15 protein-coding genes and 2 pseudogenes are annotated in these 17661 nt (G+C 36.7%); 5 read left to right on the forward strand and 12 right to left on the reverse strand.

The genetic code is table 11. The features are described 5' to 3' along the window. The first annotated feature begins 361 nt into the window (after window positions 1–361). The 3 genes from BUB73_RS11170 to BUB73_RS11180 all read left to right on the forward strand — a co-directional run bounded on the left by BUB73_RS11170 (window position 362) and on the right by BUB73_RS11180 (window position 3803). Window positions 362–988, forward strand: a complete 627-nt coding sequence (locus BUB73_RS11170; protein WP_139259198.1) for a hypothetical protein — start codon at window positions 362–364, stop codon at window positions 986–988. A 9-nt stretch (window positions 989–997) separates the two neighbouring features. Next, window positions 998–2173: a DUF3800 domain-containing protein gene (locus tag BUB73_RS11175; RefSeq protein ID WP_073285861.1), complete on the forward strand. Its 1176-nt coding sequence runs from the start codon at window positions 998–1000 to the stop codon at window positions 2171–2173. A 109-nt stretch (window positions 2174–2282) separates the two neighbouring features. Continuing rightward, window positions 2283–3803 carry a bifunctional N-acetyltransferase/class I SAM-dependent methyltransferase gene (locus tag BUB73_RS11180; RefSeq protein WP_073285864.1) on the forward strand — a complete coding sequence of 507 codons (1521 nt, stop codon included), beginning with the start codon at window positions 2283–2285 and terminating at the stop codon, window positions 3801–3803. Between the two features lie 163 nt (window positions 3804–3966). Here BUB73_RS11180 and BUB73_RS11185 read toward each other — a convergent pair whose 3' ends face one another. Together BUB73_RS11185 and BUB73_RS11190 are read right to left on the reverse strand one after the other, a co-directional pair. After that, entirely contained in the window at window positions 3967–4218 is a 252-nt protein-coding gene (locus BUB73_RS11185) for a hypothetical protein (protein WP_073285867.1), read from the reverse strand. A gap of 462 nt (window positions 4219–4680) precedes the next feature. Beyond that, the gene (locus BUB73_RS11190; protein ID WP_073285869.1) at window positions 4681–5352 is read right to left on the reverse strand and encodes a hypothetical protein; all 672 of its coding nucleotides are present in this window, start codon (window positions 5350–5352) and stop codon (window positions 4681–4683) included. Between the two features lie 115 nt (window positions 5353–5467). Between BUB73_RS11190 and BUB73_RS17580 the strand changes: the two genes are divergently transcribed. Then, window positions 5468–5728, forward strand: a complete 261-nt coding sequence (locus BUB73_RS17580) for a transposase (RefSeq protein ID WP_256374939.1) — start codon at window positions 5468–5470, stop codon at window positions 5726–5728. 115 nt (window positions 5729–5843) lie between these two features. On the opposite strand, the gene BUB73_RS11200 is transcribed toward BUB73_RS17580, so the two are convergent. The 9 genes and pseudogenes from BUB73_RS11200 to BUB73_RS11240 all read right to left on the reverse strand — a co-directional run bounded on the left by BUB73_RS11200 (window position 5844) and on the right by BUB73_RS11240 (window position 16783). Then, a complete protein-coding gene (locus BUB73_RS11200) occupies window positions 5844–6515 on the reverse strand; it encodes a hypothetical protein (RefSeq protein WP_073285875.1) in 672 nt (223 codons plus the stop codon). Further along, on the reverse strand, window positions 6515–7963 hold the full coding sequence (locus tag BUB73_RS11205) for a flippase (RefSeq protein ID WP_073285877.1): 1449 nt from the start codon (window positions 7961–7963) through the stop codon (window positions 6515–6517). Before BUB73_RS11205 ends, BUB73_RS11200 begins: the two co-directional genes overlap by 1 nt. Window positions 7964–7970: 7 nt before the next feature. Continuing rightward, complete coding sequence (locus BUB73_RS11210) at window positions 7971–8888, reverse strand: glycosyltransferase (RefSeq protein WP_073285880.1); 918 nt, start codon at window positions 8886–8888, stop codon at window positions 7971–7973. After that, window positions 8885–10033 carry an EpsG family protein gene (locus BUB73_RS11215; protein WP_073285883.1) on the reverse strand — a complete coding sequence of 383 codons (1149 nt, stop codon included), beginning with the start codon at window positions 10031–10033 and terminating at the stop codon, window positions 8885–8887. The genes BUB73_RS11210 and BUB73_RS11215 overlap by 4 nt, the downstream gene beginning before the upstream one ends. 7 nt (window positions 10034–10040) lie before the next feature. Continuing rightward, complete coding sequence (locus BUB73_RS11220) at window positions 10041–11042, reverse strand: glycosyltransferase family 2 protein (RefSeq protein ID WP_073285886.1); 1002 nt, start codon at window positions 11040–11042, stop codon at window positions 10041–10043. Beyond that, the gene (locus tag BUB73_RS11225; RefSeq protein WP_073285888.1) at window positions 11035–12141 is read right to left on the reverse strand and encodes a glycosyltransferase family 4 protein; all 1107 of its coding nucleotides are present in this window, start codon (window positions 12139–12141) and stop codon (window positions 11035–11037) included. The genes BUB73_RS11220 and BUB73_RS11225 overlap by 8 nt, the downstream gene beginning before the upstream one ends. Before the next feature lie 148 nt (window positions 12142–12289). Beyond that, window positions 12290–12826, reverse strand: a pseudogene (locus tag BUB73_RS11230) (N-acetyltransferase family protein); the annotation flags it as partial. A gap of 69 nt (window positions 12827–12895) precedes the next feature. Continuing rightward, entirely contained in the window at window positions 12896–14404 is a 1509-nt protein-coding gene (locus tag BUB73_RS11235; protein ID WP_073285893.1) for a hypothetical protein, read from the reverse strand. Continuing rightward, entirely contained in the window at window positions 14405–16783 is a 2379-nt protein-coding gene (locus BUB73_RS11240) for a YobI family P-loop NTPase (RefSeq protein WP_073285895.1), read from the reverse strand. It abuts the gene before it with no gap. 297 nt (window positions 16784–17080) lie between these two features. Here BUB73_RS11240 and BUB73_RS11245 point away from each other — a divergent pair, with 297 nt between their 5' ends. Continuing rightward, window positions 17081–17284: an RpnC/YadD family protein gene (locus BUB73_RS11245; protein WP_073285897.1), complete on the forward strand. Its 204-nt coding sequence runs from the start codon at window positions 17081–17083 to the stop codon at window positions 17282–17284. Between the two features lie 119 nt (window positions 17285–17403). Here the strand turns inward: BUB73_RS11245 and BUB73_RS17340 are convergent. Further along, window positions 17404–17661: pseudogene (locus BUB73_RS17340) on the reverse strand (hypothetical protein); the annotation flags it as partial.

The raw sequence follows: 17661 nt of genomic DNA on the forward strand, positions 1-17661 counted from the left end.
AAAAACAAGGGTAACCCTTATAAGAAAAAAGGAACAACATGCTTATAAGAATAAATCCAAAACTCAACTTGACAATAACTAATAATAAAACAAACAACAACCAAGGAGGTATATAATGTTGAAAATCTACCATATCACCGCAATTTGCCCCAATTGCAAAGCTCTATTCATGCCCTCTACCGATTCAGAGGGATTCTCATCCTCAGAGGAATGCAAAATGGGAACCAAAAACGTTTGGCGTGCGCAGTACACTTATGCAGAAGCTGATTCCACAGAGCTACGATTTCTTCGACAATGACGCCAAATCTATTGAAAATAATGTCTAGAGAAAGTTATATTTTTGTTCAAGGAGAAAATCATAATGGAAAACTGGAATTGGAATGCGGTTAGCACCATTTTAACAACTATTCTGTCGGTGATTTTAGTTTGTGCAACAATTCGACAAGGCCGCAGCCAACAAAAAGCGCATAAACAGAATGTCGAACTCAGTCTTTTTGACAAAAGATTCGCCGTGTTTAAAACGATCAAGGAAACTCTTATTCTTGTTAGAAAAGATGATGCAACCCTCGATTCGATTCTATCAAAAGATGAGAACAATATCAACCGAAGTTTCGTTGACTATAACAATAAACTTCTAGAGATGTGTTCATACTCAAAATTTCTATTTGACCAAGACATTTACGACTCCATAGTAAAACTTACTACGCTGTTTGACCATCTTAAACGAGCTTATTTCGATCTTCAAATACACTATATAAAGGTTCTTGCTACCCTGTCCGAAGAAGAAAAAGGCAGATTAAGTAGAATTTGTACAGAAAATGCCTCTGATGGCTTAAAAATGGATACGCTCGCGTTCAATGCTTTTCCCGAAATGGAAGGTGTTGCAAACGAATGGGGGCAAAAAGTTCTGGATTACTTACAGTTTGCCGAGCAATCAAAACTGCTAGATAAGATTGGAGTGTATCTAGATTTAAAATCTATGGAATAAGGTAACAAGGTGAAAAAAAAGTCAACCACAATATTAAGCGCATACATCGACGAGTATGGCGCATTCGGATGGGACCTTGAAAACGAAGGCACATCAAAGTTTTTCATCTTAACTGCCGCGATTATTGAACCTCAAAACATACAAACTGTTAAAGAAGGAGTAATTGAGGCTCAAAAATTATTCTTCGGAAACACTGAACTAAAATCTAAAGGCATCAAGGGAAACCATAAACGACGTGTAAAAGTCCTTGAGCATATTTGCCAATTGCCATTCAAATTCATTTCCATGGTATATGACAAGAGACTTATGGCAGATATGCCGGGACTTAAATACAAAAGCAGTTTTTACAAATTCCTCAACCAATCAATATACTCTACTCTCATCCACGCTTTTAATGAAATCAATATCTATGGGGACGCCATAGGAGAAAGCGACTTCATGGAAAGTTTTTTGAAATATATGCGTGGACGTTTGGGACAACCCACTCTTTTTGATTCTAGCACAATAGATGTGGTTGACAGTAAAAAGGAATTGATCATCCAAATTGCAGACATCATCAGTGGAACCCTTGCATATATTTATGACGACAGCAAGTCTATTTCTACAGAATACAAAGACCAATTCATTAAATTATTAGATAAGAAAAAAATTCGCATAGACTTATTGCCATATACATATCACAATTTTAATGTAGAAACATCACCTGCAGCCAAGGATTACGATAAAGACATTGCCGAAATTTGTTTTATGAAAGCTAAAAATTTTATTGAACAGAATGAAGGTTCCAAGGATGAAGATACAATCCGGCAAATCCTTGTTCTTAAATACCTTTTGTTCCGTTTCATGAACAACAATCAGCGGAAATACATTTCCACAAAAGAACTAAACAATTATCTAGCAGACACCCACATCGGACGAGTATCGACCCAGGTCTTCAGAAATAAAATCGTAGGGAAATTACGGGATAATGATGTCATTATCGCAAGTTCACCCTACGGTTATAAAATTCCTACACAAATAAGTGATATCAACGATTACTTAACCCACAGCAACACAATAATCATCCCCATGCTTCAAAGAATAAAGAAATGCAGCAATTCAATCACATTAAGTTCCTATGGAAAAATAAAGCCTCTTAACAATGATAATTGCAAGCTCCTAAAACAAATAATAGACATCTTGTAATGACAAACAACAGACCTCTTTTTAGATAATCTGTCAAAAATCAGTTAAAACCGCCGCTAAGAATTTACGCTATTTTCTCCGCGTTCGCCATTATTGTATATTTGTACCCATGAATGAGACCTTTATCACAAAAAAATTTTCTGGGCTAACCGAAGATGAATTAAAGAAATGTTCAACACTTTTCTCAGAAAATTATGGGAAATATAGTGGTAAAGGTAATGATTTCAAAAAAGGCCAGCCAATAAGGATGTCTGTTGCCTTATACAAAAAAATGTATGGCGACAGACCTAATATTTTTGCTTCATTATGTTTTGATGAAGCGAACAACTTGCTAGGACATGCAGTCTTTCTGCGAAAAGATATCCCAGGAAAAGGAATGTGTTCCTGGGTGGTTCAGTTGGTTGTTCATAGAAGTTACCGCAATAGAAAAATCGGTTCTAAATTGCTGCTTTCTGCATGGGGATTTTCAAACTACTTTGCATGGGGGCTAGCAACAGCTAACGCCATTACAATTAAGACTCTAGAATCCGTAACCTGGCGACAAGTTTCTGTAGAAGAAATACAAAAGAATATCGGCACCTTGGAACAACTGATGGAGGACATTCCTTTTGTAGAGAAGGATTGTGTAAGGCTGTCATCGAACGTTTGTCAAGTATTTTCAAAATTTTATCCAGAACTAGAAAAGTCAAATAAAAGCGAAGCTCTTAGTATCTACGCAAAACGGCTGGGAGAACTAGCTCCAGGAAACGAGTGGCTAGCCTTTACCTTCAGTTCACAAAAAATGTCATGGACTTCAGAAAAATTGAAGGATTTCTTAGAATTTTCCGAAAGCCAACTGAAAGAGGCCTATTCGAGAATGGATATGCCTATTCAGGGATGGACCAAGGGTACTCAAAACGAAGTTGATTTTATTTTATCCAATACAAATCTTACCCCTAATTCAAGAATTCTTGACTTAGGATGCGGTCAAGGTCGACATGTAATTGAGCTTGCAAGACGAGGCTACACAAATGTAACTGGCATCGATTTTTCAGAAAGGAATATCATTCGGGCCAGTTCTTCAGCCGTAGAGAAGAAGATTGCATGTAACTTTATGGAAGGGGATGCGAGAACATTCAAATCTGGGGTTAAGTACGATTGCATTTGCTGCCTTTATGATGTCATAGGATCATTCCGTAACGATACTGACAATCTCAGGATTATAAGAAACCTGAAGCAGCTTCTTACACACAAAGGCAGAGCCATCATTTCTGTAATGAATATGGCACTCACAAAGAAAATTGCAACCAATATCGTGAGCTTGAACAAAAAACCAGAAGCCTTGCTAAAACTGCCTCCATCAGAAACAATGAAGGTAAGCGGAAATATTTTTAAGCCGGAATACTTCTTAATCAATAAGGACGATGGTCTCGTTTACAGAAAAGAACAATTTTCTGGCGATGAATTTCTCTTAGCAGAATATGTGGTCGCCGACAAACGTTACCATTTGAGCGAAATAAAGAAAATCGTACAAGACGAAGGCTTGAAAATCGTCAATACAAGATTCGTTAGCGCAGGTGCCTGGGATAAAAAATTGACATCAACAGATTCTCATGCCAAAGAAATTTTATTAGTCTTGGAACACGCTTAATAACTCCTGATTACTCCGGCGTACTTTGAGCCACCAGTCCGGTACTAGAGAGCCACCTTTCCGGAAAAAATGGAGCCACCCTTCCGGAGGCTGAGAGCCACCCACAAAATGTCATGAAAACTCTATAATGCGAATGTCCACGACAATGATTGCCGCGGACTTTTTACATGGAGGTCTCATGACCAAATATCGCGAAATACTCCGGCTGAAGCCCGCTTTCTCTCAGGCCTTTCAAGCCGTCACCTACAATGCAGACTATTCTGTTGCCTTCCTTTTCGAGAATCATGATGCCTTCCAGGTAATCGTCGATTCGTTCCTTACGGTTGATGAACTTACTCCAGACAACATCGCCAGAAATATGGTCCTTGATGGCAACGACTCCAAAATTCCATCCCCAATAGGTAGCGTCCATCATTGCAATAATTTCACCAGGCGATCTTATTTTCTTGGAACAAGAATGGCATTTTGCCAGATGCCTGTACACTGTTCTTTCGTCAACATTGAGGTTGACCGCAATTTGCCTAACGGTAAAATTTCCTTGCGAATATAAACCGACGACTTGGTCTGTACTTATCCGAGAACTTGATGAAAAAAGACGCTCACACGCTTTGCAAAACCAACGCTGTTTGCCATTTTTCAAGCCCTTCTTGATAACCCTGTTTGAACCACAAAAAAAGCAGATTTTTCCCATAAAAGAAAAAATCTGCGATAACGCCTTTATTGACAAGGGGTTACAACGAAATTAGGTACCCAAATGTCATATAGGCCAAAGAATCAATTTTTAGATTCTGCGGTATCTCCTAGTAAACAAAATCCATGTACACATGTGGACGAACTCGTTTACGAACTTAGAAATCCGCAATGGCTTGCCGAGAAATTAGATAACACCAATCATTTCATTTAGGTCGCAGGACTTGCACGACATTGCTATATCTGACAAGTCGCCCACCTCAAGAATCACCGGAGCATCAAAAGGCTGCCGTTTTGTCAGCAAGAAGCGGAATTCCCTTTGATAAGAGAATTCGCTCCGCTTTTTAAAAGCTATTTCGGGATAACAACAAGAAATATTATCCTTGGAAAAATCGTAATAACTCACAGGTCTCCCATAAAGTCCGAATCCAGTTTCCAATACGACCTTTCTCAACCGTTCTATAAACAAATCAGCTTGCGGAATTACAATCGCAAACTCGCCGTATTCTATCATTTTTTCCGGAAACAACACATCCTGTTTCAATTCTTCTAAGGAGTCAAACTCCTTTTCATCGTCAGCCCCAATCGTTGAAAAGCACATAATGTTGCTACGTAACACTGCGGTATTGTCGCAGATGGATATGGGACCTGCAAGATCGTTCAATTCAATATTCCCGACAGTAACCTTTACAGAATCAGGTTGGAGAATTTCACTGCACTCAAAACGGTCATTTTGCCCAGGAACTTCGGATTTTTCAGCCTCCCTAAAATAATTCAAGGAACTGAAGTATAGATGTCCTCTCAAAAAGTCATCACGGAACTTTTCACAACGGAAAAACTTGAACAAGCCTTTGCGCATACATCCTCTTTTTCAAGAAAATATAACCCTAAACTTTTGACACTTTAGTGTCAAACTAAAATTTCGCCCCGGACTGCATGTACTACTCCGTTCCATATCAGTATATAAAAAGCAGATCAAGTCGCGCATAGAGGATCTGTATGCAAAGATCAAGCGTAACTACGACGGAATCCTCAACACAATCAGGCTGGGCGTGTCAAACGCAAGGATCGAGGCAACGAACAACAAGATAAAGCTACTGATACGGACTGCCTATGGCTTCAGGAACATGAACAACATGCTGTCGCTGATAATGTTGAGCTGTTCCTATGTAGATGTAAAGATAGCCTACGAATGGGAATCGGAATCGAGAGAATCATCTAGCAAGGCTGCCTAAATGCTACCACACATATTGATGATGCCTCATAAATTGCTTTATAAAATAGATGGACGTCAGAATATCAAGCGCTAACTATAAAAGGAAAAGCTGATGGTTTGAAACCACCAGCTTTTTAATCTTCCATTGGAATGTAGATTCCTTCATCTTTACATATTATTTCACCTTCTTTATAAAAGTCCTCTTTTTTCCATCCACAACCATCTAGAGCAAATAAACTGGAAGCCTTGTAAGAGTACACATCCTTTTTATTTTCTTTTTTCATAAGAAGATAAATTATGTAAGCTTCTATTTGATAAAGAGCCATAAGCCCAGTAATTACATTCTGAAGATTAGCTTCCTTGTAATAAGGCAATTCTGTTTTATACACACGATCATCTATCCCTAAACGGTCATGCTTGACTTTATTATAAATCCGCCACCATGCTGGATTTGAGGATTTCCAGTCATTCCAAGGCAATTCCAACAAATCACAATCTTTTGCAACAACGCATACTTTATCAAAATCAGGATAGTGCTTAAGAATTATATCACGATATTGATCTATATTCGACGCTCTATTATCTCCATCAAGAACGTTGCAAAAGACTCGCGACACAACGTCTATTTCACTACCAATTTGAAGCAACAATTTAAGGAATGCTTGAGAATAACAAGCATAATTAAGGGCATCTATCGCAACGTATCTAGAACAATCTAAAAGTTCATTTTCAATGGACCTAAATGTATTCCAGAAACACTTTTTGAATTCCTTTAAATTCATAACGCTCTTAACTTTTTCTTCCATTATGACAGCGATTTTCGTTTAATAAACTTGCTCAAAAAAGATTTAGAATACAGATCATTTTTGAACACAATTTGCACAACAAAATACAGCAGTGCAGACAATGGAATAGCAACAATTAGTTGCAAGAGAGATGATTCAACAAGGCATTTGGTCATACAGCAAACACCAACAATAAGTGCAGATCCAAAAATCGTCGCCCACACATTTCTGGTATAAACAGATAATTTTAGACATTTCAAACTTTCTTTGAAAGACAAAATGACAACCAACACTTCAGAAATTAAAGTTGTTATTGCAGCGCCCAAAATACCAATCTTGGGAATCATGATAAAATTCAAACAAATATTTAAAACGGCAGACATGATGGTGATATTCAAGAATTTCTTTTCCTGGCGATTTGGAACCAGGATTGCATTACAGAAATACCCAGCAAAAATCGCAACCAAAAGGGCTATTGACAAAATCTGTAATGACAATGCACCAGATTCATATTCAGCGCCACCAATCAATTGAATTGTTTCTTCACCAAAAACAAAAAGGCCTATAGCAAATGGAACTGTAATAGACAGGAGATAATCAAAAAGACGCGAAGAAAAAGCATTATACTTATCATATTCCTTCGACCCCAATAGATACACTATACGAGGAATTGCTACAGACGTTAATGCATAAATAACACTTTTCGACAGGATGTATATCTTAGAAGCCAAAGTATACACACCCACGTCAAAATCCCCGCTAAATATACCAACCATCGTCACATCAGATTGAATGTAAATAATGGTGGCAACCTGGCCACAAAACAAAATCAATATCGGTGACAGATGTTTCTTTAAGTTTAAATGAATCGTAAAACGAATTGGGGCATACTTTCTTGTATAAAACAGATTTATCAAATATCCAAAAGTCATCGTAAATGTATATATACCTGTGTAAATAGTATAATCTTCAGATTTACGAACCAGAAGAAAAACCATTATCACGCCGACAATTTGAATTACAATATACCTAAGGGTTATATATAGGAAATCCTCATATACAACATTCAAAAAATCCCTACCCAAAATAGTCGCGGGAACCATTAAACACATAATGTAAATGAGAGTATCATACTCTCCTAATTTGGGAAACAAAAAGACAAACCCAAACAAGCCAAAAATCGCAATCACGCCCGACACAACATTGATTGAAAAAACTTCTGAGGTAAATTGAGAAATAGCCTCTCGATCATCTCTGATTCTAGCGCCTTCTCGCACAGCATAGGTACTAATACCTAGCATAGCCACCAATATTACATAGCTGATAATGGAATTTGAAAAGCTAAATTTTCCAAAATTTTCTGCACCAAGAATTCTTGTTAAATATGGGAAAATAAGCAGCGGAATAAGTATGTGGCAACATCGCTGTACAACATTCAACACCCCATTTATTTTTACAGAATTTCGCATAGAAAGACTAATACCTGTTTCCTAAAATCATTAGGACATTTTTGATTTTCTTTTTGCGGTCAACCTTACCGCATAACATAAAATTCATCAATTTAAACTTGAGAAATAAATTCTTTCGATAGTCTACAGACATTTTCAACAATTCATATTTATCTTGGGCAACAAAAGGCTTAATATTGCAAACAATATACTTTCGCATATTAAAGCAAGTTTGGCCATTAAAATTTTTCAATTTCCCTTGAATTTTTGTAAATAAAGATTTCTTCTTTTGCTTATTTCCGCTCACATTTTTTTCATGCTGTCTATACAAAATCGGCTGAGTGGAATCTCTGTAAAACACACCCACAAAGGGTGTCAAAACACTAATAAAATTATCATGCGCAAATGAAAAATCATTCAAATCAAAGTTACGTAAGATTGCATTTAATTCATTATTCCAGACATATGTACAACCAAGACCAAATAGATGATATCCAAGGGATTCATCAACCCCCATTTCACCAAAGCGAATAGAATCCGTAATCGTACCAAAACCTTCTAAAGATTCCAATTTACTATTCACATATTTAGGTTGAGCGCAGTATGCTGCAGGACCAGACATTCTTTTTAATACATCGCAGGCCGTATTCAATTTATTATCAAGCCACACATCGTCCTGATCGCAGAAAGCATAAAAATCGGCCATTTCATTTACTTCAGAGAGAAGCTGCATAAAACTTTTTCCAAAGCCGACATTTTGTCCATGAATTACCGAGACACGATCATTGTCAATGTACTTGTCCAAGAAGGCAGATTCATATTCATTAGACCCATCATCACGGATGAAAATATGTACATCAACATTCTGTTGATTTAATAAGCTATTTACCTGTTCATCTAAATAAGCGGAACCGTTATAATATGACAAATATACATTGACTTTCATCGTAAAACTCCGGTTTCATTGTCAAGGAACCAAACCCCATCTTTTAAAATTGGATTCGCTATAACATCTATTGAATCGTATATTCCCATTTCAAAGAAGCCCCACAAGCCAGTCACCATAGCAAGCCCGCCCAACAACATTATTTTTCCCAAAACATCGTTTTTTTGTTCTCGATATATAACCATAAAAGCTATTAAAGATGCGACATATGCATTTCTAATAATTCGGTAATAGTTCATATTCATCATAATAAAAGGCACAATTACATAGGAGCATGTCATTAAACCTATCATACATTTCACAAAGAAGTCGTCTCTATTAGCCAAACAAGTTCGTCCTTTAAGAAAAAGAAGTAGTACCAACGTAATGGAATGCACGCCCAACGGATATAAAAAACCAAATCGTCCAGTGGATAATGCATACAGAACACGTTCATCTGACGAACTCAAAAAAAATGCAAAAAAATCATTTACAAAAGGGACCCTATTTCCATTCATAAACGTTAATGCGCAAACAATCAAACTCACCCCAAAAATTCCACACAAAAAGTATTTTCTTTTTTGATCTCTTAAAAAAAGACCTAGCAAAATCAAATAAACAATATACGCAGAATGAATCTGGCTCAAAATCAAAACAACAACAATAAAAAAGATAAAGTTCTTTGAATCATTCAGCAAATGAACAGCAAGCAACAGAACATACAAACATATAGAATTTCTAAATTGGCTAGAATCCATAAACATAACTACAGGCAAATAAAATAACAAAACAGATGAAATTTTCACATTCGCCATTTTCATTGCAAAAATAAAACATACTCCAGAGAGCAGAACAAGTACGTTCCTAAATTGAAAAAAATTCAACCCTATATTATACGAAGTAGAACTTAAAAATTTATACAAAATCTCTCGACTGGAATCTAAAGATATCGCACCAATATAGCCATATTGATAGTTTATTATATCCGGTTGAGTTCGATTGCTAACTATCAAAACATAAGTACATGCAATCAGCAAATACTCAACAAATTTTTCAACAAAAAACAATACATCTTTTTGTTTATTTATAGAATCCTCAACCCTTATCGGGAATAAGGTTATAACAAAACAAACAATTATCGCAAAAATCCACAGAAAAAAAAACATAGAAAAACTACTTAATCATTGCGTATATACCGATCAACCAATATAAACGTCGCTTCAAAACAAACAACATAAATTTCGCTTTTAATGAATTTTTAAAAAAAGCTTTTTCAATAGCTTCCCTATATAAAGGATGATTCAAATTGAATCGTAAATCTTGAGAAAAAACAAAAAAATTTTTCTTTTCATAAAAGCGAGATACAGCCACAGTAAATATATCATGAACAATCTTTCGATATGATTGTTGACGAAAATCACCATAATCAATGTCAACTCTAGACTTGATATGAGAATCTAATACTTCGGGACAACTCCAATTATAAGCCTTCCTACATCTAGTCACAGAAGATGTATTATATCTATAAAAATATAGACAATCCGACATAATAAACAATGATTCAGAATTATAAATGCAAGCAATAGAACAAGCGAAATCCTCGCCAAAGACTGCATTTGTATTTGACAACATATTTTGCAAAAAAAGTTCACGTCTAAAGGACTTTCCCCACAAGGAAGGAGAAAAATAGTTGCCACGCACCCCCTGAATCAAATTTGGATAAATAGATTTTTCGATTTGTTCTTTAGAATATAAGCCTGGCGCACAAGAAACACTTTTATAAAATAAGCCCTTGGGTGTTTCCCGAATCATTCCCCAACAAATAATATCCGGTTGATAAGTTCTTATAGAGGTCGCTATCTTAGATAGAGAATTTTCTACAATCCAGTCGTCAGCATCAACAAAAACAAGATATTTTCCACGAGCAGCATGCACAGCAGTTGCTCTAGCAGAAGAAGCCCCCTCATTTTCTTTATGAATCACTTTAATTTTAGAACTTTTTAAAGCATATGAATCACAAATTTCCGGGGTTTCATCAGCAGACCCATCATCAACGACAACAACTTCATAATCCAGAAACGATTGAGTAAGAATATGGTCAAAGCACTCTTTTATATACGAAGACGCATTGAATGCAGGAATTATGATTGATATCAAAGGGGTTACATCACTCATACAAACGTCTCATTTCAGCAACAACATTATCACTAGAAAATCGTTCAACAATTCTTTTATTTCCTTCGCCGATTTTCTTTTTTAATTCAGAATTTTCACTCAAAACATCCAAGTATTCGCATACTTTATTTACGTCACACGGAGCACATTTATACCCAGTCACACCATTTTCACTATAATCGTTTATTCCATGAACATTTGACGATATAAGAGGTAAGCCACAAGCCATAGCTTCTAACGCAGCCATACCCAGCCCTTCTCTTCGGGACATAAAACAAAAAACATCTGACGCATAAGCCAAATCCGGAATATCATTTCTATACCCCAAAAAATGTACCTTTTCCCCAATTCCAAGATTAACAGCCAAACGATGTAAATTTTCTTTCAAACATCCAACACCAGCAATCATGTAATGGACATTTTTTTGTTTCATACAAGCCATGGCTCGAATTACGGTCTGATGATTTTTATTGGCATTTAACTCACCAACGGATAATAACAAGAAACAATCTAGAGGTATTCCTAGTAAAGACCGAGTTTCATTTCGATCACATTTCACATTCCTAAATTTGTCTAAATTCAATCCTACTCCAGGAACATGACAAACCTTCTTAGCAGGCATATTCTTCTTAGCAAATTCATAATCTTCATGATTGATTGTTATCAAGACATCTGTCCAGCGAGCGCAAATTTTTTCAACAGGATAGAACATTAGCCAATTCTTCAGAGGAGCTCCCTTAAAGAAATGGAACCCATGCGCCGTATAAAAAACTTTGGTTCCCTGTTTACGTACTTTTCGACAAGCAAGACGCGTAATCATAGCGGCATTTGGTGTATGGCAATGAACTATATCATAGCCCTCACTTTCGACCAAACGTTTCAACTTTTTATACGCGGCAATGTTGTTTTTGCTAAAGGGTGAACGAGAAAACGGGATTTCATGGATTTTACACCCAAGTTCATTATAGATTGGATTAACCGGTTTTAAAGCAGAAGAACAAGCGAGTTCAACAGAATGACCTTCATTCAGCAGCATTTTTATATGCTCAATGAAAAAGGTCATTGTATTGGAAATTGTTGTCACATATAAAATTTTCATACTGTTACTTCTTCGGCAAATATTCAATGTAGTAGTAGCCGTTATCAAGAGTATTCAAAATCTTGACTTCATTTACAGCCTTGGACGAAGCAAGAGAAGCATAATTTTCAGGAGAAATTGTTCCAAACATGCGTACAGGCAATGCTTGAGCCACATCCGTAGCCGCCTTCCCCATTAGTTTAGCAATACCCCTTCCCTGCCAGCGATGGTCCACAATCTTTCCTCTAAAACTCTTCCCGTTTACAAAGCTGCGCAAAAAGAAATAGCCGACAATAGTCTCACCACTCAGCACCAAAAAGGTGATAAAAGCCTTATTGCGGATGATATTTTTCAAGGATTTCTCGTCAAAATCGTGAGGTCTGAAAAACTTAAAGGCCTCTTCCGGCTGCTCCTCAAAAAATTTGGCCAGATTAGGGGCGTCGGCCTCGGTTGCAAGACGAACGGTAAAATCAGTAGAATGGCGGTTGAGGATTTCAGGGATCTGGTTCAAGCCCTTTCTATATCGAAGGGCGAAGCACTGTGCATTCCCCCACTCCACGAGGTTCCAAACCGGCTTTAAACGATCTTTTATAAAATGGGCAGCTTCGTAAAGCACATCAAACCTCTCCGCAAACGATTTGTAGAAAACGTAAACGAAAGTTAATAAAATGTAAACCTTACGTCCACCCTCCCCCGCCAAAGACACCCATATATGGGTACAATACGAAAAAAGACCCGCCAGAGCGGGTCTTTTCCACAAAAAAACGTTTATAGCTTAATGAGCACCATAAAGTCCACGATCAATTTTGGCACAGTCCTTTTTATAACGTTCATAAGCATAGCTTCCCGTGAATTCTTCATTGAACTTAGGCTCGAAAGTCCACCTCATATGAGCATAATACTTATTTATCATACCCGAGTCGGTACTCTCTACAATAGAAGCAATCAAGTGCGACCAATGAGCACATTTTTCTACAGAATCCGAATCCATCTTTTTTAACAGTATGTCAGAATATCCCAAAATTCGGTTAATCAGTTTTTTTGCGAGATCTTCATCATAAACCTTCTTCCAGGCATCAAAGACATCGTCTATGGTTTCAGCGGGAATCGAATGTAAGATGTATTCAAATTCCACATTATCAAATACGCATTCATCGGACTTTTCGTCAACGAGATTATACAAAAGAGACGCGCATATGCAGATATTGTTATGAACCCGCTTCGTGTCCAACAATTTCATAACATCAGCAATATGGCCCTTCGCCAAATAACATAACAAGGAAGAATGTCTGTAGTACACGTGATAGGGGGCGCCTAAATACAAGCCTATCACGTAGGAACACTTATCAGCATTAAAGAATTGTATCACACGCGCATCAAAAACGCCCGTCCCCAAATAATGATCATACATGATATCAGGAACAAACTGATGATTCTTTGACATGTATTCTACAAATGACCTAAAAGTAGAAACCGAAACAAATGAAGTTTCAAAAATAAATCTTACAAAATTTCGTAAAGAATCTTTGTCAATGCTTTTTTGATACTTGAACATCCCAAGTTCATTATACCCATCCTTCACAGAATCTTTCATGAACTTTATAAAATTGTCATTCCCATCCAATAAATCATATGCAATAATCAAATTGTTCCATGAAAAAGCCAATTTGTAAAAAAGCAAAAGTTTTTCGCAAATCATACACGCACGATCGCGTTTTGAAGTAGTCCAACCATCCACTCTAGCGATCAAAGTTGAATAAAAATCAGACAGATGAATAGTAGAAGGCTCTATTGCCTTCAAAAAAAGACTAAGAAGTTCACCTTCTAAATACGGCGAAAACAATACGGCTAATAGAACATCATTCCGTTCATTGAATCTATTCCGTGAACGTTTCAGCATATACAAAGCTAAAACATCAGCACTGCCTTTTTTTACTAAGTGCTGATAAGAATCAACACTATTCAAGAGCCAACTAAATGTATAACCATCATTTTCATTGAATGTTTCGCAACAGAAGTCAAGATTCGCTTCATTGACTTCAAACAGATTATTTCCCAACAGATTTCGTTTATTCGCAAATTCAAGTTTCCGTACATCCTCAAATGGGACTTTCAGATACTCAAAAAAGTCCAAGAATTTTTCGTTATACCGAGAACTACCAAAAATTCTATTTGCAACAGAAGTTTTCTTTAGATAATCCCGGAAATACTGACGTTTTTCATCTTCAACATCACCCTTTTGAATAACAAATTCAACAAAATCAATGAAAGTTTCGTTCAGCATTTATTGTTCTCCAAAAAGGTCAGAAAGTGTATTTTCGTCTATATTTTCCCAAACAGCGGTAAAGAGAATCGTCTTTAAATTTGGGTTAATAATGTCGTTCCCAATGACACATACATCATTATCATCAATGATAAAACCTCGATTACCCATCATAAGGTCAAGGTGTAGCACAAAAACTTCAAAGAAAGGGGAATTAGAACGTCCCGCTTTTCTCATTGCCAAAACAAGTTTTTTGACAATATCATTCCTTTCAGGATTATTATCATATTGCCAAGAATACAATTCATAGGCAACCATTTTATAATTTAACACACTAACAAAAGACCACTGGTGGTCCATAATTTTATGCTCAACCAGATGCGGCTTGTGCACGTCAATGCGAAATTCCGGCTTGCCATCAGCTTTTACAGTCATCAAGTATTTATAGTCGTCAATTCCTAAACCACCCAGGTACTTACGAGATGTATAAAATTCACAGTCCTCACCAATGTACCTGTTTTTCAGCATAGTAAAGAGAAGGCTTTCAGTACGATTCGTTTCAGCTTGCTTTAGGCGACAGACATCCTCTTCAGACAAAGCATCCTTATCATCTGATATTTTAAGTTTAAGTTTCAAGCATTGCCACTTGATCCAACGTACACAATCTTTATCTTCACCAGTTTTTTCATCAAATACATCATGCAAAGATGTAGTTCTTGCAGTCTGATTGTACTTTTCAGCAATCACTCCGTCAGCAGACTCTTCCAATTGACCATACTTGTATTTCTGGATAATACGCCACAAGATTCCCTTATGGCGATGAAAGTCCTCAAAATCCTTGGGGTAATAATTCTTATAGACAATCATCGCAAATATATTCTGTTCAACATTAACAGCGACTTCGCCCTTTAAATCATCAATCAGCTGCTGACGATAGATAATGAATTCATTAATAAAATCCTTGACCATCCTATTGTCGTTAATAAAGCGACCAAATTCATAAATAAAGTCACGAGTTAGATTTTTCAATTCCGGATATTTATTCGAGTTATTTTGCAAATTCAAAATGAAGTCCGCACACGAATCCATATTCACCGAAGAAACAACCGGGACAATAATGTCAAAAAATTTCGTTCGCTGATACTTTGAAAAAAGGTTTTCTTTAACCATATACACGAACTTGATTTTATTTTTCAACTTCGGACAATTGTTCAGGATTTCGTTGAGTTCTCTAAGCTTAACAAAAATCTGGTTAGAAGCAAACCTATCAATATCTTCGAATACAACAATCCGTTTCTTTGTTTGTTCAAAGAAATAAACTATAGATGCATAATTTTGATTAATCAGCGAGCCATTCTCTTGATCAAATGATACAGACAAATCTTTTACCGTAAATACATTGACATGAACATTTTCAGATTTCTTAAGGAATTGGTAAAAGTAAAATGCCATTGAAATAGTTATCAAAATACTATCAATCCAGTAGAACCATTCTAAAATGGGTACTTCGAAAAATCTTTCAAGTTTTCTAATTTCAAATAAACCTATGACATTTTGACTCAAATATTGGTGAATAACAAAAGATAAAGAAACGGCAATCGCTATTGTAATCAACCAAATAAATAAATTGGTTTTTGTAGAAAATTTATATGAGCTGATTAAGGGAATATCCTCTCGCTCTACAGAAAAAAGAATCTGTTGCAAGATGGCCTTTTCAATTTGGAACTCTATCTTTTCGGAATCGTCATCTCCGCAATCATTTACATTACAGGCATTTACATTTGCATTTTGTTCTTTTTCGGTAGACGTATTTGTATTATTTACAACAACACAGTTACTATAGGCCTTTCCATTTTCAGAAACGTCGGCATGTTCGTCAAATTTTGCCAACGAAACTTTAAGAACTTTAGACTTGCACGGAAGCCAAATCTTATCAAAAATTCCCACAAGAAATCGTTGAATTTTCCATTTCGGCAAACGTTTGCTTTCATAGCTCAACCATAAAGACGACTTTCCAGCGCCATACGCACCAGAGATGGCCACATTGTGAACCAATGCATTTTTGGAATTCAAGGCGTAATCTAACGCCCCAAAAGATGTTTTACTATCAATATCGTTGACTGGAGTAAAATCAAAGAATCTGTTTCTATAACAATTGCCTCGCCTGCGCTCAAAAAAACTCTTCTTTTTACCGGATGTTTTAGCTTGGTCAGTCATTTCTTCAGTCCTACTACGATTTGATACAATTTCACCAATTTTTATTTTAGAAAAAGCGATACATTTCTTAGCGAAAGACATAAGCGTCATCAAACAACAACCCAAGAGATATATAGGGCTTAGAAAACAGGCTAAAAGTAGTGTAAAAACCGACTTAAACGCATTCTTTACAAAATCTTTCATTTTCAATCTTTTTTTAAACAACAAAAGTTAATCTGCGTTTCACAGACTAACTTCCATTACACTAACAAACGGGGGTAAAAATAGTTTATCTTGTCATATAAAGATTGTTTTTAACCTACAAATTAGCTTACAAATTTATTTCAACAAAGTTTTTCTGGGGATAAACGAGTCAATTTGCACTATTTACCCGTTTTTTTTTTGCAAACGAAGGCCTAAATTGCGGCCCTTGACTGCGTGAGGAGACGCGGTTTATATTAAGCGTAATAAGAACATACCCCCGTCGCAAAGAAGGCTTATATGACTCTCGAACAGGAACTGAACATTCGCTACAAGAAGGGACTTGCGGAAGGGCTTGAGAAAGGTCGGGCAGAAACACGGGGCGAAGAAAAGGTGGCTGTCGCGCGTAGGATGCTTGCTAAGGGAATGTCCATTGCGGAAATCGTTGAATTAGCCGCCATTTCCGAAGCAGAAGTTCTTGGACTGCAGAAAGAAATGCAGTGATTTTGACATCTAGATCCTTCAACTCCGCCTACGGCTGCGTTCAGGATGACACTCTGAAAAAGGCTGGTGGTTTTTGAACCATCAGCTTTTATTATATAGTTAGCGCTTGTTGTCCTGCTTTAACCCTTTTCTAGGGAGGCTTTCAGCTTAAGAACTTCCTTGGAAGAAAGGCAAGAGTAACGGACAACCATAGCAAAGTCCATTCCGTCTTTCAGCATAGCCACTGCGAGTTCAACATTTCTGTTCTTAGTAGCCTCTTTTGCAGCCTCTTTTGCAGCTTCCTTTGCTGCTTCTTTTGCAGCAGCTTCCGCTTTAAGTACTGCGCTGGCAAGGCGGGTATTGTATTCATCTTGTCTTTTCTTTTCACTGAGTTGAGA

It is taken from the genome of Fibrobacter sp. UWH6 (genome assembly GCF_900142465.1).
Lineage (GTDB): Bacteria > Fibrobacterota > Fibrobacteria > Fibrobacterales > Fibrobacteraceae > Fibrobacter.

Excerpts from the sequence above, each read along its gene's own strand:
- BUB73_RS11220 (WP_073285886.1), bottom strand. The coding sequence starts at position 11,042 with ATGAGTGATGTAACCCCTTTGATATCAATCATAATTCCTGCATTCAAT.
- BUB73_RS11235 (WP_073285893.1), bottom strand. The coding sequence starts at position 14,404 with ATGCTGAACGAAACTTTCATTGATTTTGTTGAATTTGTTATTCAAAAG.
- BUB73_RS11215 (WP_073285883.1), bottom strand. The coding sequence starts at position 10,033 with ATGTTTTTTTTTCTGTGGATTTTTGCGATAATTGTTTGTTTTGTTATA.
- BUB73_RS11170 (WP_139259198.1), top strand. The coding sequence starts at position 362 with ATGGAAAACTGGAATTGGAATGCGGTTAGCACCATTTTAACAACTATT.
- BUB73_RS11200 (WP_073285875.1), bottom strand. The coding sequence starts at position 6,515 with ATGGAAGAAAAAGTTAAGAGCGTTATGAATTTAAAGGAATTCAAAAAG.
- BUB73_RS11245 (WP_073285897.1), top strand. The coding sequence starts at position 17,081 with ATGACTCTCGAACAGGAACTGAACATTCGCTACAAGAAGGGACTTGCG.
- BUB73_RS11190 (WP_073285869.1), bottom strand. The coding sequence starts at position 5,352 with ATGCGCAAAGGCTTGTTCAAGTTTTTCCGTTGTGAAAAGTTCCGTGAT.
- BUB73_RS11185 (WP_073285867.1), bottom strand. The coding sequence starts at position 4,218 with ATGATGGACGCTACCTATTGGGGATGGAATTTTGGAGTCGTTGCCATC.
- BUB73_RS11180 (WP_073285864.1), top strand. The coding sequence starts at position 2,283 with ATGAATGAGACCTTTATCACAAAAAAATTTTCTGGGCTAACCGAAGAT.
- BUB73_RS11225 (WP_073285888.1), bottom strand. The coding sequence starts at position 12,141 with ATGAAAATTTTATATGTGACAACAATTTCCAATACAATGACCTTTTTC.
- BUB73_RS11205 (WP_073285877.1), bottom strand. The coding sequence starts at position 7,963 with ATGCGAAATTCTGTAAAAATAAATGGGGTGTTGAATGTTGTACAGCGA.
- BUB73_RS11240 (WP_073285895.1), bottom strand. The coding sequence starts at position 16,783 with ATGAAAGATTTTGTAAAGAATGCGTTTAAGTCGGTTTTTACACTACTT.
- BUB73_RS11210 (WP_073285880.1), bottom strand. The coding sequence starts at position 8,888 with ATGAAAGTCAATGTATATTTGTCATATTATAACGGTTCCGCTTATTTA.